The following is a 22,700-nucleotide window of genomic DNA, read 5'->3' as shown; positions in this document are numbered from 1 at the left end:
GCCCTTACTTGGCCGTCTCCGCCACGAGCCGCTCGACGGCGTCGACGGCCTCGCCGACGGCCGCCGGGTTCTGGCCGCCGCCCTGGGCGACGTCCGGCTTGCCGCCACCGCCGCCGCCGAGGGTCTTGGCGGCCGCGCGGACCAGGTCGCCGGCCTTGAGGCCGCGCTCACGGGCGGCCTCGTTGGTGGCGATGACGGTCAGCGGCTTTCCGCCGACGGTCGTGAACAGGGCCACCACGGCGGCCCGGCCGCCCTGGATGCGCCCGCGCACGTCGAGCACCAGCTTGCGCAGGTCGTCGGCGCTGGTGCCGTCGGGGACCTGACCGGTCACGAGGGCCACACCCTGTACGTCCCGGGCGGACCCGGCGAGACCGGCCGCCGCCTGGAGCACCTTCTCGGCGCGGAACTTCTCGATCTCCTTCTCGGCGTCCTTCAGCTTGCCGAGCATGGCGGAGATCTTCTCCGGAAGCTCCTCCGGGCGGCCCTTGACCAGCTCCTGGAGCTGGGCGACGACCGTGTGCTCCCGGGCGAGGAAGTGGTAGGCGTCCATGCCGACCAGGGCCTCGATACGGCGCACACCCGAGCCGATGGAGGACTCGCCGAGCAGCTTCACGAGACCCAGCTGGGCGGTGTTGTGGACGTGCGTGCCACCGCACAGCTCCTTGGAGAAGTCGCCGATGGTCACGACGCGCACGCGCTCGCCGTACTTCTCGCCGAACTCCGCGATCGCGCCCTGCTTCTTGGCCTCGTCGATGCCCATGACCTCGGCGTGCACGTCGAGGTCGCGGGCGAGCACCTCGTTGATCTTCTGCTCGACGTCGGTCATCACGACCGTCGGGACGGCGGACGGCGAGCCGAAGTCGAAGCGGAAGCGTCCGGGCTGGTTCTCGGAACCGGCCTGGGCGGCCGTCGGGCCGAGCGCGTCGCGCAGGGCCTGGTGGGTGAGGTGGGTGGCCGAGTGGGCGCGGGCGATGGCCGTGCGGCGACGGCCGTCGATGGCGGCGTGGGCCTTGGCGCCGACGGTCACCTCGCCCACCTGGACGACGCCCTTGTGGACGTAGACACCCGGGACCGGCTTCTGGCAGTCGCGGACCTCGATCACGGCACCGGAGTCCACCTTGATGCGGCCGGTGTCGCCGATCTGGCCGCCGCCCTCGGCGTAGAAGGGGGTGCGGTCGAGAACGATCTCGACCTCGTCGCCCTCGGTGGCGGCCGGGGAGGAGACGCCGTCGACGAGGATGCCGACGACGGTGCTCTCGCCCTCGGTGTCGGTGTAGCCGATGAAGTCGGTCTCGCCGGCGCTGTCGGCGATCTCGCGGTAGGCGCCGACGTCGGCGTGCCCGGTCTTCTTGGCCTGGGCGTCGGCCTTGGCGCGCTCCCGCTGCTCCTTCATCAGGCGCCGGAACCCGTCCTCGTCCACGGACAGGCCCTGCTCGGCGGCCATCTCCAGGGTGAGGTCGATCGGGAAGCCCCAGGTGTCGTGGAGCAGGAACGCCTTGTCGCCGGCGAGGACGGTGCCGCCGGACCGCTTGGTCTCGGTGACGGCGGTGTCGAGGATGTTGGTGCCGGCCTTCAGCGTCTTGAGGAAGGCGTTCTCCTCGGCGACGGCGACCTTCTCGATGCGCTCGCGGTCGGTGACGAGCTCGGGGTACTGCCGGCCCATCATCGCGATGACCGTGTCGACCAGGTCCTTGACGACCGGGCCGGTGGCGCCGAGCAGGCGCATGTTGCGGATGGCGCGGCGCATGATGCGGCGCAGCACGTAGCCGCGGCCCTCGTTGCCGGGGGTGACGCCGTCGCCGATCAGCATCACGGACGTGCGCATGTGGTCGGTGACGACGCGCAGCGAGACGTCCGAGCCGTGGGCGTCCCCGTAGGCGACGCCGGTCAGCTCGGTGGCCTTCTTGATGACCGCCATCGAGGTGTCGATCTCGTACATGTTCTGCACGCCCTGCAGAATCATGGCGAGCCGCTCCAGGCCGAGGCCCGTGTCGATGTTCTTGCTCGGCAGTTCGCCGAGGATCTCGAAGTTGTCCTTGCCGATGCCCTCGCCCCGCTCGTACTGCATGAAGACGAGGTTCCAGATCTCCACGTACCGCTCGTCGTTGACGGCGGGGCCGCCCTCGGCGCCGAACTCGGGGCCGCGGTCGTAGTTGATCTCGGAGCAGGGGCCGCAGGGGCCGGGGACGCCCATGGACCAGTAGTTGTCCTTCATGCCGAGGCGCTGGATGCGCTCCTTCGGCACGCCGACGACCTCGTGCCAGATGCGCTCGGCCTCGTCGTCGTCCTGGTAGACGGTGATCCAGAGCTTCTCCGGCTCCAGGCCGTAACCACCCTTGTCCTGGGGGCTGGTGAGCAGCTCCCAGGCGTACTTGATGGCGCCTTCCTTGAAGTAGTCGCCGAAGGAGAAGTTGCCGCACATCTGGAAGAAGGTGCCGTGCCGGGTGGTCTTGCCGACCTCTTCGATGTCCGGGGTGCGCACGCACTTCTGCACGCTGGTGGCGCGCGGGAACGGCGGCTTGACCTCGCCCAGGAAGTAGGGCTTGAAGGGCACCATGCCGGCGGGGACGAGGAGCAGAGTCGGGTCGTCCGCGATGAGCGACGCCGAAGGGACGACGGTGTGCCCGCGCTCCTCGAAGAAGCTCAGCCAGCGGCGGCGGATCTCAGCCGACTCCATCAGTGGTCCTCATTCCGGTTGTACGTGTACGTCGTGCGGTCGATGACGTACGTCTTCGGCTTGGTGCGGTTCTCGATGGCGGCGTACCGCCGCGCGGGGGGCAGCTCCGGATCGGCGTCCAGACCCAGTGCGTCCTGGAGTTCGGCCTCGCGCTGGGCCATGTTGGCGCGGACGTCGAGCGCGAAGCCCACCGCCCGGTCCTTGAGCCGGTGCCCCGCCTCGATCGCCTTGTTCGCCGCCGTGGCGGCGAGGTTCTCGGGGGTGAGCTGCTTCAGCTTGCGGTTGACCTTGGTGGTGGCCCACACGCCGGTGGCGACACCCGTGGTGAACCAGAACGTACGGCGGAACATCGCTGGCCTCAGTCCTTCTTCCGCTTGGCCCGCCGCGCGGCCGGGACGGTCCGGCCCACGATCACGGTACGCCTCGACGACTTCGCGGGCGCGTCCTCCTTGCGGCCGCCGAGGGCCCGGCGCACGCCGTAACCGAAGGCGGCGACCTTGACCAGCGGGCCGCCGAAGGTGGAGGCGACGGTCGTGGACAGCACCGACGCGTTCGACGTGACCTCCTGGACGTCCGAGGCGATGGCGTCGACCCGGTCGATCTGGGTCTGCGCGGAGCGCACCGCCGAGGAGGCGTCCGCCAGCAGCGGCACCGCCTGGTCGGTCACGTCCGCCACCAGCTTGGTGGTCGCCCTGAGCGTCTGGGCCAGCCTCGCCAGAGCCACGGCGAGGAAGGAGACCAGGATCGCCCAGAAGACGGCCACCAGGATGCCGGCCACCTCTCCACCGGACACTGCGCACCCGCTCCCTAAACGTGCCTGAACATCGAAAAAGTCGTGCACCGAGCCTATCGCGCCGGGGATCGCGCTCCGTACCGGATTACGGCGCGGCCGCGGCCGGGTTGCGCGAAGCGATTGTACGGAATGAACACGGTTCAGTACGCTCCGTGTCCTATGCGAGCACCTCAGCGCGACGGCGGGCCCACTCTCGGCAATCTTCCTCTGGAGCTGGACGCGTTCGTGGGCCGGTCGGCCGAACTCGCCGGGCTGGCCCGGGCGCTGGACTCCTCCCGGCTGGTGACCGTGACGGGCACCGGCGGGGTCGGCAAGTCGCGGCTGGCGGCCCGGGCGGCCGCCGGGTACGCGGCGCCGGGCGGGGTGTGGCGCGTGGAGCTGGAGCCGGTGTGCGACCCGGAACTGGTCGACCACGCGGTCGCGGAGGCGCTGGGGCTGAGCGACCACACCACGCGGCCGCCGCGCGAGACCCTCCTCGCTCAACTCGCCGAGCGCCAACTCCTGCTGCTCCTGGACGGGTTCGAGCATCTGGTGGACGCCTGTGCCGCGCTGGTGACGGAGCTGCTGCGGCGGGCCCCGGGGCTGCGGGTGCTCGCGGTGGGCCGCAGACCGCTGGGGGTGGCGGGCGAACGGCTCTTCCCGCTGGCGCCGCTGGGCGAGCCGGAGGCGGTCGAGCTGTTCGCGGAGCGCGCCGCGCAGCACGGGGCGGCGTGCGACGACGACGTGGCCGTACGGGAGGTGTGCCGGCGTCTGGACGGGATCCCGCTGGCGATCGAGCTGGCGGCGGGTCGGCTGCGGGCGCTGTCCCCCGGGCAGTTGCTGGAACGGCTCGACGACCGGTTCCGGCTGCTGACCGGCGGCGGGCGAAAGGCGCCGCACCGGCATCAGACGCTGCGCACCGCGATCGGCTGGAGCCATGAGCTGTGCACGCCCGGGGAGCGGCTGCTGTGGGCGCGCCTGTCGGTCTTCGCGGGCGCCTTCGACCTGGAGGCCGCCGAGTACGTGTGCAGCGGCGGCGGGCTGGACGCGGACGACGTCCTCGACGTGCTGACCGCGCTGATCGAGCAGTCCGTGGTCACCCGCGAGGAGACCGCGGCGGGGCTGCGCTACCGGATGCTGGACACGCTCCGGGCGTACGGCACCCAGTGGCTGGCGGCGGCCGGGGACGCGGCGCGGCTGCGCCGGCGGCACCGCGACTGGTACGTGGGCCTGGCGACCTGGTGCGAGCTGGACTGGTTCTCGCCGCGCCAGGGCGAGGTGGCGGCGCGCGTCGACGTGGAACTTCCGAATCTGCGCTCCGCCCTGGACTACTGCCTGACCGAGCCGGACGAGGCGCACCTCGGCCAGTACCTGGCGGGCTCGTTGTGGTTCTGCTGGGCGGGCTGCGGCCGGCTGTCGGAGGGCCGGCACTGGCTGGAGCGGGGCCTGCAACTGGACTCCGGGAACGAGCACTCGCGGCTGAAGGCGCTGTGGGTGCTCGGTTACGTCGCCGTCCTCCAGGGCGATCCGGTCGCGGCGCTGGCCGCGCTCCAGGAGTGCCGGGAGGAGGCGGAACATTCCGGGAACGACACGGCGCTGGCGTACGCGGAGCACCGCACCGGTTGTCTGGCGCTGGTCACGGACGACATGCCCCGCGCAGAAACGCTGCTGCGCTCGGCGCTCGACCGCTACCAGGAGATCGGCGAGCTGAACAGCAACGTCCTGATGGGTCAGGTGGAGCTGGCGATGGCGCGCGCCTTCCAGGGCGATCTGGCGGACGCGGTGAAACTGTGCGACGACGTGCGCCGGGTGTGCGAGGACCACGGCGAGCGCTGGGCCCGGGGCTACGCGCTGTTCGTCCTGGCGTACGCCGCCTGGAACGAGGGCGACCCGGCCGGTGCCCGCGCCCTGCTCACCGACTGCCTGTCCGGCGCCCACGCCTTCCACGATCTGCTCGGCTCGGTGCTGGCGATCGAGTTGCTCGCGCTGGTGACCACGGCGGACGGCGATCCGGCCGAGGCCGCGGTGCTCCAGGGAGCGGCACAAGGGATGTGGCCGTCGGTGGGGCTGCCGCTGTTCGGCTCGGCGTACTACAACACCCCGCACGAGCTGTGCGAGGCGACGGCCCGGCAACTGCTCGGCGACGAGCGGTACGAGGCGTGCGTACGCCAAGGGGCGCGGCTCGGCCGGGAGGAGGCGGTGGCTCTGGCGCTCGGCCGGCCGGGGCCGGTCGCGGTGGTTCCGGAGCCGCGGGGGCCCGCGCGGCAGGCGCGGGGCGTCGCGCACATGCGAGAGCCCGCCGCCTCGCCCACCCGGAAGGGCGGCGAGACGACGGGCTGATGCGCGGTGGTGCTACGTCCTGATCAGCGGGCGTAGTACTCGACGACGAGCTGCTCGTCGCAGATCACCGGGATCTCCTTGCGGTTCGGCTCGCGGTCCAGGCGGAAGGCCAGGGCGCGGAGGTTCACCTGGAGGTAGCGCGGGGTCTCGCCGTCGGGGGCGAAGCCGCCCTCACGGGCGATGGAGAAGAGGGTCTTCTCGCGGCTGCGCTCGCGGACCATCACGACGTCGTCGGGACGGACGCGGAACGAGGGCTTGTCGACCTTCTGGCCGTTGACCTCGATGTGGCCGTGGACGACCATCTGACGGGCCTGGTAGATCGTGCGGGCGATGCCCGAACGCAGGACCAGGGCGTCGAGACGGCGCTCCAGCTCGATGATCAGGGCCTCACCGGTCTTGCCCTGAACCTTGGAGGCACGCTCGTAGGCGCGGACGAGCTGACGCTCGGACACGTCGTACTGCGCGCGCAGACGCTGCTTCTCCAGCAGACGGACCTTGTAGTCCGAGTTCTGCTTGCGGCCGCGGCCGTGCTCACCCGGCGGGTAGGGGCGGGCCTCGAAGTACTTGACGGCCTTCGGGGTCAGCGCGATGCCGAGGGCACGCGACTTCTTGACCTTGGGGCGGGACTGGTTCGCCACTGTGTGTTCTCTTTCCTGGTTTCCGGCTTGTCAGATCGAGGGAGGTCGCATCCGCAGCCGGGGAAACCCACCAGGTCCACGAGGGACCCACTGGGCAGCCGCTCCCCTGGTCTGGGCACATACGTGCAGCACACGAACGGCCCACCGACCGGTCCCGTCATGCTGGGGTGGTGGTGGGCTGCCCGCGACACCATTCGACGGTGCGCGACGCTCCTGGAGTCAGTCCACGGGGGACTGGATCTCCGACTGGCTGTCCCGCTCTGACGGCACGGGACTCAGCACTGCGAGGGATTCTACAGGGTGCTCAGGACCGCTTACGACCGAGGTGCTTCCTGGTCCACTCGACGGCGTCCGCGTACCGCGCCTCGGCGCCGTGCCGGGTCGGGGTGTAGTACTCCCGGTCCTTGAGGGCGTCCGGCGCGTACTGCTGCTCGGCGATGCCCTCGGGCAGGTCGTGCGGGTACACATAGCCCTGCCCGTGGCCCAGCTTGCCCGCGCCCTTGTAGTGCGAGTCCCGCAGATGCGCGGGCACCGTCCCCGCGTGCCCCTTGCGTACGTCCTCCAGGGCGGCGCCGATCGCGGTCGTCGCGGCGTTGGACTTCGGCGCCAGGGCCAGCGCGATGGTGGCGTGGCTGAGGGTGAGGGCGGCCTCGGGGAAGCCGATCATGGCGACGGCCTGGGCGGCGGCGACCGCGATCGGCAGGGCCTGCGGGTCGGCCAGGCCGATGTCCTCGCTGGCGGAGATCATCAGGCGGCGGGCGATGAAGCGGGGGTCCTCGCCCGCCTCGATCATCCGGGCCAGGTAGTGCAGCGCGGCGTCCACGTCGGAGCCGCGGATCGACTTGATGAGGGCGCTGGCCACGTCGTAGTGCTGGTCGCCGTCGCGGTCGTACGTGACCGCGGCGCGGTCGACGGTCTCCTCCAGGGTCGTGAGGCCGATCTCGGCCTCCCCCTTGTCGAGGGCGGCTCCGGCGGCGGCCTCCAGGGCGGTCAGCGCACGGCGGGCGTCGCCGCCGGCGATCCGCAGGAGGTGGGCCTCGGTGTCCTCTGGGAGGGCCACGGCGCCGGCGAGACCGCGCTCGTCGGCGAGGGCGCGCCGGATCAGGTCGCGCACGTCGTCGTCGGTCAGGGGCTCCAGGGTCAGCAGCAGGGAGCGGGAGAGCAGGGGCGAGATGATCGAGAAGTACGGGTTCTCGGTCGTCGCCGCGATCAGCGTGACCCAGCGGTTCTCGACGGCCGGCAGGAGCGAGTCCTGCTGGGCCTTGCTGAAGCGGTGGATCTCGTCCAGGAAGAGGACGGTCTCCTTGCCGAAGCCGCCGGTGGCGCGGCGGGCGCCGTCGATGACCGCGCGGACCTCCTTGACGCCGGCGGTGATCGCGGACAGCTCCACGAACCGCTTGTCGGTCGCCTTGGAGACGACGTAGGCCAGGGTCGTCTTGCCGGTGCCGGGCGGGCCCCAGAGGATCACCGAGGAGGGCCCCGCAGGTCCCCCGGCGCCCGCGGCGACCAGGCGGCGCAGGGGTGAGCCGGGCTTCAGCAGGTGCTGCTGGCCCACCACCTCGTCGAGGGTACGGGGGCGCATCCGAACCGCCAGGGGACTCGCGCTCGGGTCCTTCTCCTGGCGGTCTTCGGCGGCGGCGGTGAACAGGTCGGGCTCCACGCTGGAAACCCTAAATCACGGCACTGACAGCGCCGCCCGCCCCCGTGGGCTCAGGCCCAGAGCTGACTGCCCCAGCGGGTCAGGATCAGCATGACGATGATCCCGACGTGCGTGACGGGCAGCACCCAGGTGAACTCGGCGAAGAAGCGCTTGAGGCCGTCCGGGGCCGGCAGGAAGCCGCTTCGGACGTTGAACGAGGTGACGTACCAGAACATGACGATCGTGGCGACCCAGGCCAGCGAGCACCACAGGCACAGCGCGTTGATCCGGTACAGCGACTGGAACATCAACCAGGCGCAGAAGACGACGCCGAAGAGCGTGCCCGCGTTGAAGGTGAGCCAGTACCAGCGCGGGAAGCGGGCCCGGGCGAGCAGGCTCACGCCGACGCAGATCACGATGCCGTAGGTGACCAGGCCCAGCATCGGGTTGGGGAACCCGAAGACGGAGGCCTGGGCGCTCTCCATGACGCTGCCGCAGGAGACGATCGGGTTGAGACTGCAGCTCGGCGTGAACGTCTCGCCCCGGGCCTTGGCCTCCAGGATCTTGAACTTGTCGAGCGTGATGACCCACGCGGCGAGCAGCCCCGCCGCGCCCGTGATCACCAGCAGCAGGGCGAAGGCCCGGCTGCCGCCGACCGTGCGCGGCTCGGCGGCCGCGTCGCGCGGCTCCGGCTCGCTGGAGACGTCCTTGACTGTCGTCTTGCTCATCACGCCGATTCCGTCACTTGAGTGGGGGGCCTGCTTCCGGCAGGGGACATTGTGCCGCACGCGCGCGCATGTCCACCGTTCGCTGCACATAAGGACCCACCGCCCGCCGATCGGTTCCGGACACGCGGGAGGGCGCCGCGGGCCCCGTGGGACCTGCGGCGCCCTCGTCGCCGTGATCAGCCCAGGCGGGCTTCGAGTTCGGCCACGATCTCTCCCACGCCGACGGCCGTCTGCTCGCCGGACTCCATGTCCTTGAGCTGGACGACGCCCTCGGCGAGGTCGCGTTCGCCGGCCACGATCGTGTAGCGGGCGCCACTGCGGTTGGCGTTCTTCATCGCGCCCTTGAGGCCCTTGGCGCCGTAGGAGAAGTCGGCGGCGACACCCTGCTTGCGCAACTCGGTGACCTTGGCGAACAGCACGCGGCGTGCCTCCTCGCCGAGCGGCACCGCGAACACGCTGGTGACGGCGGGCAGTTCGAGCTCGACGCCCTCCGCCTCCAGGGCGAGCACCGTGCGGTCGACGCCGAGGGCCCAGCCGACGGACGGCAGCGCGGGGCCGCCGATCATCTCGGACAGGCCGTCGTAGCGGCCGCCGCCGCCCACCGCGGACTGCGAGCCGAGCCCGTCGTGGACGAACTCGAAGGTGGTCCGCGTGTAGTAGTCGAGGCCGCGCACCAGCTTCGGGTCGTCCTCGAAGGCGACGCCGGCCGCCGTGATCAGCTCGCGGACCTCCTCGTGGTACGTCTTGCAGGCGTCGCAGAGGTAGTCGCGCAGCAGGGGGGCGCCCACGAGCTGCTTCTGCACCGACTCGCGCTTGTCGTCCAGCACGCGCAGCGGGTTGATGTCCGCCCGGCGCAGGGTGTCCTCGTCGAGGTCGAGGCCGCGCAGGAACTCCTGGAGGGCCGCCCGGTAGACGGGGCGGCACTCCTTGTCGCCGAGGCTGTTGAGCAGGATGCGGAAGTCGCTCAGGCCGAGGGACCGGTACGCCTGGTCCGCCAGAATGATCAACTCGGCGTCCAGGGCGGGATCCTCCGCGCCGATCGCCTCGGCACCGACCTGGGAGAAGTGGCGGTAACGGCCCTTCTGGGGGCGCTCGTAGCGGTAGTACGAGCCCGAATACCAGAGCTTGACCGGCAGGTTGCCCGCCTTGTGCAGGTTGGCCTCCAGCGCGGCGCGCAGCACCGACGCCGTGCCCTCGGGACGCAGCGCGAGCCGGTCGCCGCCCTTGGTCTCGAAGGCGTACATCTCCTTGGTGACGATGTCGGTGGACTCACCGACACCGCGCGCGAACAACTCGACGTTCTCGAAGCCGGGCGTCTCGATGTAGCCGTAGCCGGAGTTGCGCAGCGGGGCGGCGATCGCCTCGCGGACGGCCAGGAACTTGGCGCTGTCCGGCGGGATCAGGTCGTACGTGCCCTTGGGGGCCTTGAAGGTGCTCACGGGAAGTCTCTCGTCACATTCCTCGTCGGGGAGTCCCGGGGACTCCCTGGCCGGCGGCCACCTGCCGCAGATACGGGTTGGTGGCGCGTTCCTGGCCGATGGTGGTCTGGGGGCCGTGGCCGGACAGCACCACGGTCGAGTCGTCGAGCGGCAGGCACACGCGGGCCAGCGAGTCGAGCATCTCGGCCATGTCACCACCGGGCAGGTCGGTGCGTCCGATGGAGCCGGCGAACAGCAGATCCCCGGAGAAGAACACGGACGGCACGTCCGCGGCCTCGGGCATCCGGAAGGTCACCGACCCCTTGGTATGGCCCGGCGCGTGCGCGACGGAGAACTCCAGTCCGGCCAGCTCCAGCTTCGCCCCGTCGGTCAGCTCCCTCACGTCGTCCGGCTCCCCCACGGTGAGCTCGCCCATGAGCGGCATCCCGACGGACCGGCCGATACCCTTCTCCGGGTCGCTCATCATGTAGCGGTCCGCGGGGTGGATCCAGGCCGGTATGTCGTGTGCTCCGCAGACCGGGACGACCGAGGCCACATGGTCGATGTGGCCGTGGCTGAGGACGACGGCGACGGGCTTGAGCCGATGCTTCTTCAGCGCTTCCTCGACTCCGGGGGCCGCCTGGTGGCCCGGGTCGATGATCACGCACTCCTCACCGGCGGCGGGGGCGACGAGATAACAGTTCGTCCCCCAGGCCCCGGCGGGGAACCCGGCAATGAGCACGATCGTCCTTCGTTGTGTCGATTCGGGCGGATTCGGCGACGGCTGCGCCTGACGTCAAGAGCCTACCGGCGCTGCCGATTCCTCAGCGAACCCATATACGGTACGGGGCACACGCAGGCGGTCGGCCCACAGGACGCACATGTACCGGTCGACGTTCTAGACGCATGAGGAGTAGATCCGGTGGTCAGCCAGGAACAGCGGCGGCGTCAGCTCGCCCGGGAGAAGTTCTTGCGGCAGCAGCAGCGGCGCACCGACGCCCGGCGCAAGTCGCGCATGCGCAATGCCGTGATCGCGTCGGCGCTCGGCGTGGTCCTGATCGGCAGCCTCGCGCTGTACACGACCGGTGTCCTCAAGGACGACGGCAAGACCAACGCGGGCGCGGAGGTCACGGAGAGCGCGTCGCCGTCCAAGGCCCCGGACCCGTGCGACAAGCCGGCCGCGGGCAAGGTCAAGACGCAGACCTGGAAGAAGGAGCCGGCGATCAGTATCGACAAGTCGGCCGACTACGCCATGAAGCTCGCGACGACCTGCGGTGACATAGACCTCGCCCTGAAGACGTCGGCGGCCCCGCACACCGTGAACTCGTTCAACTTCCTCGCGGGCAAGGGCTACTTCGACCACACCAAGTGCCACCGGCTGACGACCAACGGGATCTACGTCCTGCAGTGCGGCGACCCGACGGGCAGCGGCAGCGGCGGCCCGGGGTACACGATTCCGGACGAGAACCTGAAGGACAAAAGCCTCAAGGACAACATCTACCCCGCCGGTACCGTGGCGATGGCGAACACCAGCCAGCCGAACACCGGCGGCAGCCAGTTCTTCCTCGTCTACCAGGACAGCCAGTTGCCGCCCAGCTACACGCCGTTCGGTACCGTTTCCGAGGCCGGTATGGCGGTTCTGAAGAAGATCGCCGAAGCGGGTGAGAACACCGGCGCCGGTGACGGAGCACCCAACGCGACGGTCGTGGTCAACAAGGCAACCGTCACGAAATCCTGACCCCCAACTGCGAAATTTCGGTCGCGCGGGATGCGGACAGGCAACCCGCCGGTCGCCTATGTTGGCCGTGACGAAACTGTGGACGATGCCCGGGGGAGCTGAGGCCCCCCGCAGGCATCATGTGGAGGAGGCGCTGTGAGCAGCGACCCGTGGGGCCGCGTCGACGAGACGGGGACCGTGTACGTGCGTACGGCCGACGGCGAGCAGGTCGTCGGTTCCTGGCAGGCCGGCTCCCCCGAGGAAGCGTTGGCCTACTTCGAGCGCAAGTACGAGGGCCTGGTTGTCGAGATCGGCCTCCTCGAGAAGCGAGTCAAGACCACCGACCTGTCCGCGAAGGACGCGACGGCGGCCGTCGACCATCTGCGCGAGCAGGTCGACGCGCACCACGCCGTCGGTGATCTGGACGCGCTGCGGACCCGGCTGGACAAGCTCGTGCAGACCGTCGAGGCGCGCCGCGAGGAGCGCAAGGCGCAGCGGGCGCGGCAGACCGACGAGGCCCGGCACTCCAAGGAGGCGCTGGTCGCCGAGGCGGAGGAGCTCGCCCAGTCCGACCAGTGGCGGGCCGCCGGTGAGCGGCTGCGGGCCCTGGTGGACACCTGGAAGGGGCTGCCGCGGCTGGACCGCAAGTCGGACGACGAGCTGTGGCACCGCTTCTCGCACGCCAGGTCGGCGTTCTCCAAGCGCCGCAAGGCGCACTTCGCGCAGCTGGACGCGCAGCGCGAGGACGCCCGCAAGACCAAGGAGCGGCTGGTCGCCGAGGCCGAGGGGCTGTCGGGCTCGACGGACTGGGGTCCGACGGCCGCGCGCTACCGCGAGCTGATGACGGAGTGGAAGGCGGCGGGCCGCGCCCAGCGCGAGCACGAGGACGACCTGTGGAACCGCTTCCGCGGCGCCCAGGACGTCTTCTTCGCCGCCCGCAGCGGGGTCTTCGCCGAGCGGGACGCGGAGCAGTCGGAGAACCTCAAGCTCAAGGAGGAACTAGCCGAGGAGGCCGAGAAGATCCTCCCGGTCAGCGATCTGAAGGCCGCACGAGCCGCCTTCCGCTCGGTGAACGAGCGCTGGGAGGCCATCGGGCATGTCCCGCGCGACGCCCGCCCGAAGGTCGAGGGCCGGATGCACGCCGTGGAGCGGGCCATCCAGGAGGCCGAGGAGGCCGAGTGGCGCCGGACTAACCCGGAGGCACGCGCGCGTGCCGAGGGTCTGACCGGTCAGCTCCAGGCGGCGGTCGACAAGCTCCAGAAGCAGATCGAGCAGGCGCGCGGCCAGGGCAACAACGCCAAGGCCGACAAGCTGGAGCGTGAGCTGGAGGGCCGCCAGGCACTCCTGGACCAGGCCTTGAAGGGTCTCCAGGAGTTCGGCGGCTGACCCTCAGCGCCCGTCCGCTCGTACGTGCCCGGTGATCTCGCACCCGAGATCACCGGGCCGTCGTCGTGTCCGGGCCGTGTTCGCGCCGACGCACCCGGCCGGGTCTCAGTCCCGGCCGCCCCGCTCGCTGATGTCCAGGGCGTGCTTGAGGACCTCGCAGGCCTGAAGATGATTGCCGGACTCCTGGAGCAGATCGGCCAGCCGCCGGCAGACCAGGACCGCCTCGGGTCCGTACACCTTGTGCACGCGCTGGAACGCGAGCTCCAGCACCTCGATGGCGTCTTTGACCTGGCCCGTCTCGGTGAGCAGCTCCGACAGTTCCAGTTGCACGGCGAGGAGGTCGCCGTAGGCCCCGGCCGTCTGCTGTTCCTGGAGCGCGAGGCGCAGTACGGCCAGGGCGTCCCGGGCGTTGCCCGCGGCGCGCAGCATGCGGGCGAGGGCGAGGCCGGTGGCGACGATCGCCGCACGCACGTCGGCGGCCAGGACGGGGCCCGCGGGGGCGAGCCGGGAGGCCCGTGCCTTGTTGCGGGCCAGCGGGAGCCGCCCGACGCTGTTCTCCTGGGAGCGTTGCGGGGTCGGACGGTTCTTGGCGCGCAGGCGCTCTTCGAGGACGCGGTAGAGGGTGTCCAGGTCGATGAGCTCGGGGCCGTTCCTGATGCCACCGCGCAGGACGGCGAGCAGCTCCCCGGTGAAGGCGGTGTACCGCTCGCCGTCGGGGGCCAGCGCGATCCGGTCCCGGGGTGAGGCGGTCAGGACGTAGGCGCCGTCGACCGCTGCCTGAGCGGCCAGGACCTCCTCACCCGCGAGTGCGCGGGCGGCGCGTCCGCTGAAGCAGCAGTCGAGAACGACGATCTTGCGTCGGGCGCGGGCCGTGCGCAGGGCCGCTCTCATGTGCTGGTACGCGACGGCGGTGTAGCCGAGGTGCTCGCGAGTGTCACCGAGGGCGAGGTACAGATCGTCGGAGTCGGCGTCGCGCATGCCGTGACCGGCGAAGTAGACGAACAGCGTGTCCGTGGCCTCCTCGCCTGCCCGGTGCACCGGGTCGAGGATGGTGTGCGGGCTCAGCGGGTCCGTGACGACCACGCAGTTCTGTACGGGCAGCCCCCACACCGTGGCGTCGCAGAGTTCGGCGGCGAGGTCCACGACGTTCGCCTCCACGGCCGGCAGTTGCGGCAGGTGCCGGTAGGACGCGGTGCCGATCAGGACGGCCCGCGAGCGGGCCGGATCAGGCAGTGCCGTCATCGCCCCCGGTCTCCTCGCTCCGAGGGGCGGGGACGGGGGCGGGCGGTGCGGACGTGTCGAGAAGTTCGACAAGGCCACGCACCGTCTCCTGGTCCCGCGCCATCTCCTTGGTCAGCAGGACCTCCACCCCGCCGCGGCGCAGGGTGACGGCTGGGGCGCCGCGCCGGGAGGTCTGCCACTGCAGCACCGAGACGACGAGCGAGGCGGTGGACAGGCCGCTGCCGAGGGCCAGTTGGAGCGCGTCGAAGCCGGTGCCGCCCATGGCTCCCGGGGCGGGCGGCGCGCCGGCGGCCACGCGTGCGTGTCCGTCGACGACCTCGTCGTCGTGCAGCCAGCGTCGCAGGGAGCGGAGGTCTTCCTCGGCCTGCGAGGAGTCCCCGAGCTCCACGATCAGGTCAGTCATCGGTTCCGTCCGTTCGTCGGCCGAGCCGCTTGTTGACCCGGGAGAAGAGGTCCAGCGCCTCTCCCCCGGCGCCCAGGCGGGCAAGGCACACGGCCTGCCAGTACTGGCTGGTGAGGGTGGTGGGATGGTCGGGGCCCAGCTTCGAGAGACAGACGGGCACCACGACCGACAGCATCTGCGACGCCTCCCGCAACTGCCCCCGCTGGACGAGGTTGACGGCCTCGCGCTGCCGGGAGAGGGCGTTGTCCTCGGTCATGCTGCCCAGGACGATGCGCCGGGTGGCGTCACTGAGGGTGGCCCCGGCGTCGAGGACCTCGGACCGGGAGTCGTACCTGCTGCGGGAGAGCGCCTGGGAAACGGGCTCGTCCCAGTCGTACTCGGGCAGGTCCTCGTCCAGGGGCACGAACTCGCGGGTCGCGTTCACGGCACTCTCGCGGGTGTTCCGTGCCAGGCGCTCCACGAGCGGTGCCGTACCGCCGTCCGACAGCTGTGCGAGGAGACGATGGACCTCTGCCAGGTCCTGGGGGCGCTCTTCGGGTTCCTGCCGGCACAGTCCCTCGACGAGTCGCGCGAGCGCCGGCGGAACCGCCGCCCCCGCGGCGAACTCGGGAACCCCGTCGCCCAGCGCCCGCTCGATGATCGCGCCGACGTCCACGGCGGAACGGAACGGCAGCTCCCCCGAGAGCATGAGATACAGGCAGGTCCCGAGGCCGTACAGGTCGGCGGCGGGTCCGGGCAGCGCGCCGCGCATGATCTCGGGGGCCATGAACTGCGGGGTGCCCATGATCACCCCGGTCCGGGTGATCGCACCCTCCCCGGCGAGCCGGGCGAGTCCGAAGTCCTGGAGGACGACCCGCCCGTCCCTCGTGAGGCCGACGTTGGAGGGCTTGACGTCACGGTGGAGCACACCCGCCTCGTGCGCCGCGGCCAGCGAGTCGACCATGCCGAGGGCCACGGCACTCGCCTCGGACGGCGGGAGCGGCCCCCCTTCGGCCGCCATCAGCTCGGCCAGGCTGATGCCTTCGAGTAACTGCATCACCAGGTACGGCGTCCCGCTGGGCTCGTGCACGCCGCTGTCGTACAGCGTGACGACCCCGGGATGGTCGATCCGGGCCAGCGCGCGGGTCTCGCGCACGAAGCGGCTCCAGGCCTCGTTGTCCCGGCCGACACCCTCGACGGCTGTCAGCAGCTACACCGCGACGCGGCGGCCGAGCTGTTCGTCCTCGGCCTCGTACACGGTGCCCATGCCACCGCGCCCGAGCAGGTCGACGACGCGGTAGCGGCCGTCGATGACGCGCTCCCGCGCGTCCGACCGGGCTCCACCCCGATCCGCCATGCGCTCCCCCGTCCGCGTCGTCTCGCGTCGCCTCGCGTCGTGTTGCTACGGAGGCTACGACCTGCGCGCCGACGTCACGCGGTACACGTCGTAAACGCCCTCGACTCCCCTGACCGCCTTCAGGACGTGGCCGAGGTGCTTCGGGTCGCCCATCTCGAAGGTGAAGCGTGAGGTGGCGACCCGGTCGCGGGAGGTCTGGACGGCCGCGGAGAGGATGTTGACGTGCTGGTCGGACAGCACGCGGGTGACGTCCGAGAGGAGCCGGGAGCGATCGAGGGCCTCGACCTGTATGGCGACCAGGAAGACCGAGGACTGGGTGGGCGCCCACTCGACGTCCAGGATCCGCTCGGGCTCGCGGGACAGTGACTCCACGTTGACGCAGTCGCTACGGTGAACCGATACGCCACTACCGCGCGTGACGAAGCCGATGATCGGGTCGCCGGGAACGGGCGTACAACAGCGGGCCAGCTTGACCCACACGTCGTCGACGCCCTTGACGACCACGCCCGGGTCGGCGCTGGAGCGGCGCTTGCGGCTGCGGCCACGGGCCGGCGGCACGCTCTCGTCGATCTCCTCGGTGGCCGCCTCCTCGCCGCCGAAGGCCTGGACGAGCTTCTGCACCACGTTCTGCGCGGAGACGTGTCCCTCGCCGATCGCCGCGTACAGCGCGGAGATGTCCGGGTAGCGCATCTCGTGCGCCAGCGTCACCAGGGAGTCGCCGGTGAGGATCCGCTGGATCGGCAGGTTCTGCTTGCGCATCGCGCGGACGATGGCGTCCTTGCCCTGCTCGATCGCCTCGTCGCGGCGCTCCTTGGAGAACCACGCCCGGATCTTGTTGCGCGCCCGTGGCGACTTCACGAAGCCGAGCCAGTCGCGGGACGGGCCCGCGCCCGCCGCCTTGGAGGTGAAGACCTCCACCAGGTCGCCGTTGTCCAGGGTGGACTCGAGCGGTACCAGGCGGCCGTTGACCCGCGCCCCTATGGTGCGGTGACCGACCTCGGTGTGCACGGCGTACGCGAAGTCCACCGGGGTGGCACCCGCCGGAAGCGCTATGACGTCGCCCTTGGGAGTGAAGACGAAGACCTCGTTGCGGGAGAGGTCGAAGCGCAGCGACTCCAGGAACTCGCCGGGGTCCTCGGTCTCCTTCTGCCAGTCGAGGAGTTGGCGCAGCCACGCCATGTCGTTGATGGCGTCCTTGTCCTTGCCGGACGCCTTGGGCACGTCGGTGCGCACCTTGGAGGCACCGGCGACGGCCTCCTGCTTGTACTTCCAGTGCGCGGCGATGCCGTACTCGGCGCGGCGGTGCATGTCGAACGTGCGGATCTGGAGTTCGACCGGCTTGCCGTTGGGACCGATCACCGTCGTGTGCAGCGACTGGTACATGTTGAACTTGGGCATCGCGATGTAGTCCTTGAACCGGCCGGGGACCGGGTTCCATCGCGCGTGCACGGTGCCGAGGGCCGCGTAGCAGTCGCGGACGGTGTCCACGAGGACGCGGATGCCCACCAGGTCGTAGATCTCCGCGAAGTCACGGCCGCGGACGATCATCTTCTGGTAGACGCTGTAGTAGTGCTTCGGCCGGCCGGTGACGGTCGCCTTGATGCGGGCGGAGCGCAGGTCCTGCTGGACCTCGTCGGTCACTATGGCCAGGTACTCGTCACGCTTCGGCGCCCGCTCGGCCACCAGCCGTACGATCTCGTCGTACATCTTGGGGTAGAGGATCGCGAACGCGAGGTCCTCCAGTTCCCACTTGATGGTGTTCATGCCCAGGCGATGGGCGAGCGGCGCGTAGATCTCCAGGGTCTCGCGCGCCTTCTTCTCCTGCTTCTCGCGCTTGAGGTAGCGCATGGTGCGCATGTTGTGCAGGCGGTCGGCGAGCTTGATGACCAGGACGCGCGGGTCCTTGGCCATGGCGACGACCATCTTGCGCACGGTCTCGGCCTGCGCGGCCTCGCCGAACTTGACCTTGTCCAGTTTGGTGACGCCGTCCACCAGCAGGGCGACCACGTCGCCGAAGTCGCGGCGCAGATCCTCCAGGCCGTACTCGGTGTCCTCGACGGTGTCGTGCAGCAGGCCGGCCATGAGGGTCGCCGGATCCATGCCGAGCTCGGCGAGGATCGTGGTCACGGCGAGGGGGTGGGTGATGTACGGGTCGCCGCTCTTGCGCTTCTGGCCGCGGTGCCAGCGCTCGGCTACCTGGTAGGCCTTCTCGATCTGGCGCAGCGTCGACGTCTCGATCTTCGGGTCGTTGCTGCGGACTATCCGGAGCAGGGGCTCCAGGACCGGGTTGTACGGGTTGGCGCGCTGGACGCCGAGGCGGGCCAGGCGGGCCCGGACCCGGTTGGACGAGCCGGAGCGGGGCGTCTGGGGTGTCGCGGCGGGGCGGATCGGGGCCGTGGAGGCGGGGCGCTCAGGGGCGGCCGGCTTGGGGCGCGCCTGCTCGGCGGCCTTCGCGACGGGCGCGGACTGGGCGTGCTCGACCGACCCGCGAGCGTCGTTCCTCGGGTGCTGCGCGGGCTGGGCCGCCTGCTCCGAGGAACGCTCGGGCTTGGCGGCGGTCAGGTGCTGGGCCTCGTCTGGCAAGAGGGCTCCTCGTGCGCGATCCGGGTCCCCCGGTCAGGCTCCGGAGACCCCATGGTAGCGATCCTGAGCTCCAGGATCGCCTTCAGGCCGATCTGAGGGCCGTGTACCCAGGCAACGCCCAGCCCGTCCCACGGATTCCTCCGGCCCCCTGTCCACGGTGTCACACAGCTTGCCTGGGGCTTGCCTGCGGCTTTCCTCCGGCTTTCGGACGAGGGTCGCGTCCCGTGGCTTCCCGAGGGGCGTGCAGGCGCCTCAGGGGGGTCCGGAATCGCGTGCGAGGCCGGGAAGCAGCGCAGGCGCCCCTCACCAGGTGAGGGGCGCCTGCGGGCGTGCAGCTTGCCTCGGTCAGACCGTGAGGAGCGACTCCAGCGGGGCTCCGGCCAGGGCCGGCTCCAGGCGGGTGCGGCCGTTCAGGAAGGCCAGTTCCATCAGGACGGCCACGCCCGCCACCTGGGCGCCGGCGCGTCGGACGAGCTCCAGCGAGGCCTTCGCCGTGCCGCCCGTCGCGAGGACGTCGTCGACGACCAGCACACGGTCGTCGGCGGTCAGGTCCTCGGCGTGCACCTCGATCTCCGCCGAGCCGTACTCCAGGTCGTACGCCTGGCGCAGCGTCGCTCCGGGGAGCTTGCCCGCCTTGCGCACGGGGATGAAGCCGACGCCGGCCCGCACCGCGACCGGGGCGCCGAGGATGAAGCCCCGGGCCTCCAGTCCGACGACCTTGGTGGCGCCGGTGCGCTCCACGATCTCGGCCAGCGCGTCCGTGAGCGCCGTGAACGCCGCCGGGTCCGCCAGGAGCGGGGTGATGTCCTTGAACATCACGCCCGGCTCCGGGTAGTCGGCCACGTCACGGATGCGGCTGAGCAACAGCTCCTTGATGTCGGTCATCGGCGCTTCCCCGAGGGGCGACCGCGTCCGCGCGCACGGGACGCGGGCTGGTTGCGCGGGCCGACCACCGCGTGGGCGTCGTCCGGCTCGTCGCCGAACGGCTCGCCCCCCTCACCGGCGGCCTGCGTCTCGGCCGGGTCGGCGCCCTGCGCCCGCTTGGCGAGGACCCGCTTGCGCAGCGCCTTCAGCGCCGGCTCGCGCTCCTTGAGGTCGGCGACGAGCGGCGTAGCGATGAAGATCGACGAGTACGCACCGGCCGCGAGGCCGACGAACAGCGAGAGCGAGATGTCGTTGAGCATGCCCGCGCCGAGCACACCGCCACCGATGAACAGCAGGCCCGCCACCGGCAGCAGCGCGACCACCGTGGTGTTGATCGAACGCACCAGGGTGCTGTTGATCGACCTGTTGGCGATGTCGCTGTAGGTCCAGCGGGTCTGTTTGGTGATGTCCTTCGTCTGTTCCTTGAGGCTGTCGAAGACGACCACCGTGTCGTACAGCGAATAACCGAGAATGGTCAGCAGACCGATCACCGTGCCCGGTGTGACCTCGAAGCCCACGAGGGCGTAGATGCCGACGGTGATGGTGATGTCGTGGATCAGCGCGACGAACGCCGCGATCGCCATCCGCCACTCGAAGGCGATCGCCAGATAGATCACCACCAGGACCAGGAAGATCCCGAGGCCTTGCCAGGCCTTGTTGGCGATCTGCTCACCCCAGCTGGGGCCGACCAGCTCGGCGTTGATCTTCTCGGCGTCGACCTTCATGTCGTCGGCCAGCGCCTGGTTGATCCGGTCCGCCTGGCCGGTGTCGATGCCCGCGATCTGGATGCGCAGGCTGCCGTTGCCGAGCTTCTGGACGATCGCGTCGTGTCCGGAGGCCGCCTCCGCGTACTCCTCGGCCTGGCTGACCGAGACGGACGTCTTCGGGGTGGTGAAGACGGCACCGCCCTGGAACTCGATGCCCATGTTCAGGCCCCGCACCGCCAGGCCCACGATGGCCGTGATGGTGATCAGGATCGAGATGCCGTACCAGATCTTGCGGTTGCCGACGAAGTCGTAACTGACCTCGCCACGGTGCAGTCGGGCACCGAGGTTGCCGAGCTTCGACATCTCAGGCCTCCTTCGTCTCGACGGGGCCTGCGGGATGCGAGGGACGGCGGGTGCGGCGCAGCGGCGGCCGGGCGCCCAGACGCTGGGGATCGAGACCGGACCACGGGTGACCGTTCGCGAAGAACTTCCGGCGCGCCATCAGCGTCAGCAGCGGCTTGGTGAAGAGGAACACGACCACGACGTCGAGCACCGTGGTCAGGCCGAGCGTGAACGCGAAGCCCTGCACCTTGCCGACGGTGACGATGAACAGCACCGCGGCGGCCAGGAACGACACGAAGTCGGACACCAGGATGGTGCGCCGGGCACGCGGCCAGGCCCGCTCGACGGCGGGACGCAGCGAGCGGCCCTCGCGGATCTCGTCCCGGACCCGTTCGAAGTACACGATGAACGAGTCCGCCGTGATGCCGATGGCCACGATGGCACCGCAGACGGCCGGCAGGTTCAGCGCGAAGCCGATGGCCGGGCCGAGCAGCGCCATGAGCGTGTAGGTGAGCGCCGCCGAGACCAGCAGCGACAGGAGGGCGATGAACGACAGGCCGCGGTAGTACACCAGCAGGTAGAGCACGACCAGGGCGAGGCCGATGGCGCCCGCGATCAGGCCGGCCTCCAGCTGGTCGCCGCCGAGCGCCGCGGTCACCGTGGTGACGCTGTCCTCGCGGAACGTCAGCGGCAGGGCGCCGTAGGACAGCATGTTGGCGAGGCCCTGGGCCTCCTCCTGCGTGAAGCTGCCGGAGATCTCGGCGTTGCCGCCGGTGATCGACTGGCTCACGTACGGGCTGGAGACGACCTCGCCGTCGAGGACGATGCCGAACTGGTTCTGCGGCGACTGGTTCTGGGCGAGCTTGCCGGTGATGTCCGCGAACTTCTTGGCACCGGCGGAGGTGAAGTCCATCTGGACCTTCCAGCCGGCGCCGCTCTGGGTGTCGTAGACGGCCTGGGCGTCGTCGACCTCGGTGCCGTCGACGCCGGCCGGGCCGAGCAGGTACTTGTACCAGACGCCCTGGATCTCGCCGCAGCCGACGGTGGCGTCGGTGGGCTTGGCGCCTTCACCGGTGCTCGCGCGAACCGACTGCTTGCTGCAGTCGAGCGCCGCGTACTGCGCCTGGAGCTTGCTGTCGGCGTCGCCGGTGGCGCCGCCGCTCGCCGACGGGGTGGGGCTGGGGGCCCCGGAGCCGGACGCGGAGGGGCTCGGGCTGGCCTTCTTCAACGCCTCCGTGACGGCACGGCCCTGGGTGGTGGCGCCGTCAGAGGGGGTCGCGCTCTGGCTCGCCGGGTCCGACGCGGCGGGGCTCTGCGAGCCGGTGGCCTTCTCGGGCTCGGTGGCCTTGTCCGAGCCACCGGACGGGGAGGCGCTGGGCGAGGGGTTCTGCGGGGCGGTGCCGCCGGAGGGCTCGGTGGCGAGGACCGGGCGGAAGTAGAGCTTGGCGGTGGTGCCGACCTGTTCCCGGGCCTGCTGCGAGTTCGTGCCCTTGGGAATGTTGACGATGATGTTGCGATCGCCCTGGGTCTGGACCTCGGCCTCCGAGACACCCAGACCGTTGACGCGGCGCTCCATGATCTCGACCGCGGTGTTCATGTTGGTCGGGTTGATCGCGGCCTCGTTGCCGTCCTCGGCGACTGCCCCGAGCGTGATGCTCGTACCACCGGCCAGGTCGATGCCGAGACGCGGAGTGGTGTGTCCGGAGGCGAACATTCCCCCGGTGAGCGCCACGAGGGCGATCAGAATCAGGGCCAGCGAGCGCCATGGCTTGCTCTGGGCGCTCGAGCTCCGGCCCTTTTTAGGTGCTGCCACCTTCTCGTACTCCCTCTCGGGCCGCCTCACTCCGG

19 protein-coding genes are annotated in these 22,700 nt (G+C 70.6%); 3 read left to right on the top strand and 16 right to left on the bottom strand.

Features of this window, described 5'->3' with window-relative positions:
* Positions 1 to 4: 4 nt before the first annotated feature.
* From alaS to ACZ7LV_RS15945, 3 genes are read right to left on the bottom strand one after another with little or no spacing between them, the layout of a single operon-like run.
* Positions 5 to 2,677, bottom strand: coding sequence for an alanine--tRNA ligase (gene alaS, locus ACZ7LV_RS15955; RefSeq protein ID WP_471939722.1), 2,673 nt, complete (start codon positions 2,675 to 2,677; stop codon positions 5 to 7).
* The gene (locus ACZ7LV_RS15950; RefSeq protein ID WP_471939720.1) at positions 2,677 to 3,027 is read right to left on the bottom strand and encodes a hypothetical protein; all 351 of its coding nucleotides are present in this window, start codon (positions 3,025 to 3,027) and stop codon (positions 2,677 to 2,679) included. Before ACZ7LV_RS15950 ends, alaS begins: the two co-directional genes overlap by 1 nt.
* An 8-nt stretch (positions 3,028 to 3,035) precedes the next feature.
* Positions 3,036 to 3,470 carry a DUF948 domain-containing protein gene (locus tag ACZ7LV_RS15945; protein ID WP_471939718.1) on the bottom strand — a complete coding sequence of 145 codons (435 nt, stop codon included), beginning with the start codon at positions 3,468 to 3,470 and terminating at the stop codon, positions 3,036 to 3,038.
* Positions 3,471 to 3,629: 159 nt separating this feature from the next.
* Between ACZ7LV_RS15945 and ACZ7LV_RS15940 the strand changes: the two genes are divergently transcribed.
* A complete protein-coding gene (locus tag ACZ7LV_RS15940; RefSeq protein ID WP_471939716.1) occupies positions 3,630 to 5,789 on the top strand; it encodes an ATP-binding protein in 2,160 nt (719 codons plus the stop codon).
* Between the two features lie 23 nt (positions 5,790 to 5,812).
* Here ACZ7LV_RS15940 and rpsD read toward each other — a convergent pair whose 3' ends face one another.
* The 5 genes from rpsD to ACZ7LV_RS15915 all read right to left on the bottom strand — a co-directional run bounded on the left by rpsD (position 5,813) and on the right by ACZ7LV_RS15915 (position 10,954).
* Complete coding sequence (rpsD, locus tag ACZ7LV_RS15935; protein ID WP_123987943.1) at positions 5,813 to 6,427, bottom strand: 30S ribosomal protein S4; 615 nt, start codon at positions 6,425 to 6,427, stop codon at positions 5,813 to 5,815.
* 304 nt (positions 6,428 to 6,731) lie between these two features.
* Positions 6,732 to 8,087 (bottom strand): replication-associated recombination protein A, encoded by a 1,356-nt coding sequence (locus ACZ7LV_RS15930; protein WP_471939714.1) that lies wholly within the window; start codon positions 8,085 to 8,087, stop codon positions 6,732 to 6,734.
* 50 nt (positions 8,088 to 8,137) lie between these two features.
* Entirely contained in the window at positions 8,138 to 8,794 is a 657-nt protein-coding gene (locus ACZ7LV_RS15925; protein WP_471939712.1) for a vitamin K epoxide reductase family protein, read from the bottom strand.
* Positions 8,795 to 8,970: 176 nt separating this feature from the next.
* Positions 8,971 to 10,233, bottom strand: a complete 1,263-nt coding sequence (gene hisS, locus ACZ7LV_RS15920) for a histidine--tRNA ligase (protein ID WP_401677461.1) — start codon at positions 10,231 to 10,233, stop codon at positions 8,971 to 8,973.
* A gap of 13 nt (positions 10,234 to 10,246) precedes the next feature.
* The gene (locus tag ACZ7LV_RS15915; RefSeq protein WP_471939710.1) at positions 10,247 to 10,954 is read right to left on the bottom strand and encodes an MBL fold metallo-hydrolase; all 708 of its coding nucleotides are present in this window, start codon (positions 10,952 to 10,954) and stop codon (positions 10,247 to 10,249) included.
* Positions 10,955 to 11,134: 180 nt separating this feature from the next.
* On the opposite strand from ACZ7LV_RS15915, the gene ACZ7LV_RS15910 reads away from it, so the two are divergent.
* Positions 11,135 to 11,950, top strand: a complete 816-nt coding sequence (locus ACZ7LV_RS15910) for a peptidylprolyl isomerase (RefSeq protein ID WP_471939708.1) — start codon at positions 11,135 to 11,137, stop codon at positions 11,948 to 11,950.
* A 135-nt stretch (positions 11,951 to 12,085) separates the two neighbouring features.
* Positions 12,086 to 13,315: a DUF349 domain-containing protein gene (locus ACZ7LV_RS15905; protein WP_471939706.1), complete on the top strand. Its 1,230-nt coding sequence runs from the start codon at positions 12,086 to 12,088 to the stop codon at positions 13,313 to 13,315.
* Positions 13,316 to 13,420: 105 nt separating this feature from the next.
* Here the strand turns inward: ACZ7LV_RS15905 and ACZ7LV_RS15900 are convergent, their stop codons facing one another.
* From ACZ7LV_RS15900 to secD, 8 genes are all read right to left on the bottom strand, one after another.
* The gene (locus ACZ7LV_RS15900) at positions 13,421 to 14,557 is read right to left on the bottom strand and encodes a caspase family protein (protein WP_471939704.1); all 1,137 of its coding nucleotides are present in this window, start codon (positions 14,555 to 14,557) and stop codon (positions 13,421 to 13,423) included.
* Positions 14,541 to 14,960, bottom strand: coding sequence for an effector-associated constant component EACC1 (locus ACZ7LV_RS15895; protein WP_471939702.1), 420 nt, complete (start codon positions 14,958 to 14,960; stop codon positions 14,541 to 14,543). The genes ACZ7LV_RS15900 and ACZ7LV_RS15895 overlap by 17 nt, the downstream gene beginning before the upstream one ends.
* Positions 14,953 to 16,146, bottom strand: a complete 1,194-nt coding sequence (locus ACZ7LV_RS15890) for a protein kinase domain-containing protein (RefSeq protein WP_471939892.1) — start codon at positions 16,144 to 16,146, stop codon at positions 14,953 to 14,955. Before ACZ7LV_RS15890 ends, ACZ7LV_RS15895 begins: the two co-directional genes overlap by 8 nt.
* 3 nt (positions 16,147 to 16,149) lie before the next feature.
* Positions 16,150 to 16,296: a hypothetical protein gene (locus ACZ7LV_RS15885; RefSeq protein ID WP_471939700.1), complete on the bottom strand. Its 147-nt coding sequence runs from the start codon at positions 16,294 to 16,296 to the stop codon at positions 16,150 to 16,152.
* Between the two features lie 54 nt (positions 16,297 to 16,350).
* Positions 16,351 to 18,879 (bottom strand): RelA/SpoT family protein, encoded by a 2,529-nt coding sequence (locus ACZ7LV_RS15880; protein WP_471939698.1) that lies wholly within the window; start codon positions 18,877 to 18,879, stop codon positions 16,351 to 16,353.
* Positions 18,880 to 19,224: 345 nt separating this feature from the next.
* Positions 19,225 to 19,764, bottom strand: a complete 540-nt coding sequence (locus ACZ7LV_RS15875) for an adenine phosphoribosyltransferase (protein WP_471939697.1) — start codon at positions 19,762 to 19,764, stop codon at positions 19,225 to 19,227.
* Positions 19,761 to 20,873 (bottom strand): protein translocase subunit SecF, encoded by a 1,113-nt coding sequence (gene secF / locus ACZ7LV_RS15870; RefSeq protein WP_471939696.1) that lies wholly within the window; start codon positions 20,871 to 20,873, stop codon positions 19,761 to 19,763. The genes ACZ7LV_RS15875 and secF overlap by 4 nt, the downstream gene beginning before the upstream one ends.
* 1 nt (position 20,874) lies before the next feature.
* Positions 20,875 to 22,665, bottom strand: a complete 1,791-nt coding sequence (secD, locus tag ACZ7LV_RS15865; protein ID WP_471939694.1) for a protein translocase subunit SecD — start codon at positions 22,663 to 22,665, stop codon at positions 20,875 to 20,877.
* Between the last annotated feature and the right edge of the window lie 35 nt (positions 22,666 to 22,700).

The organism is Streptomyces sp. NPDC107562 (genome assembly GCF_055657325.1).
This window is presented reverse-complemented; position numbering and strand designations above follow the sequence as displayed.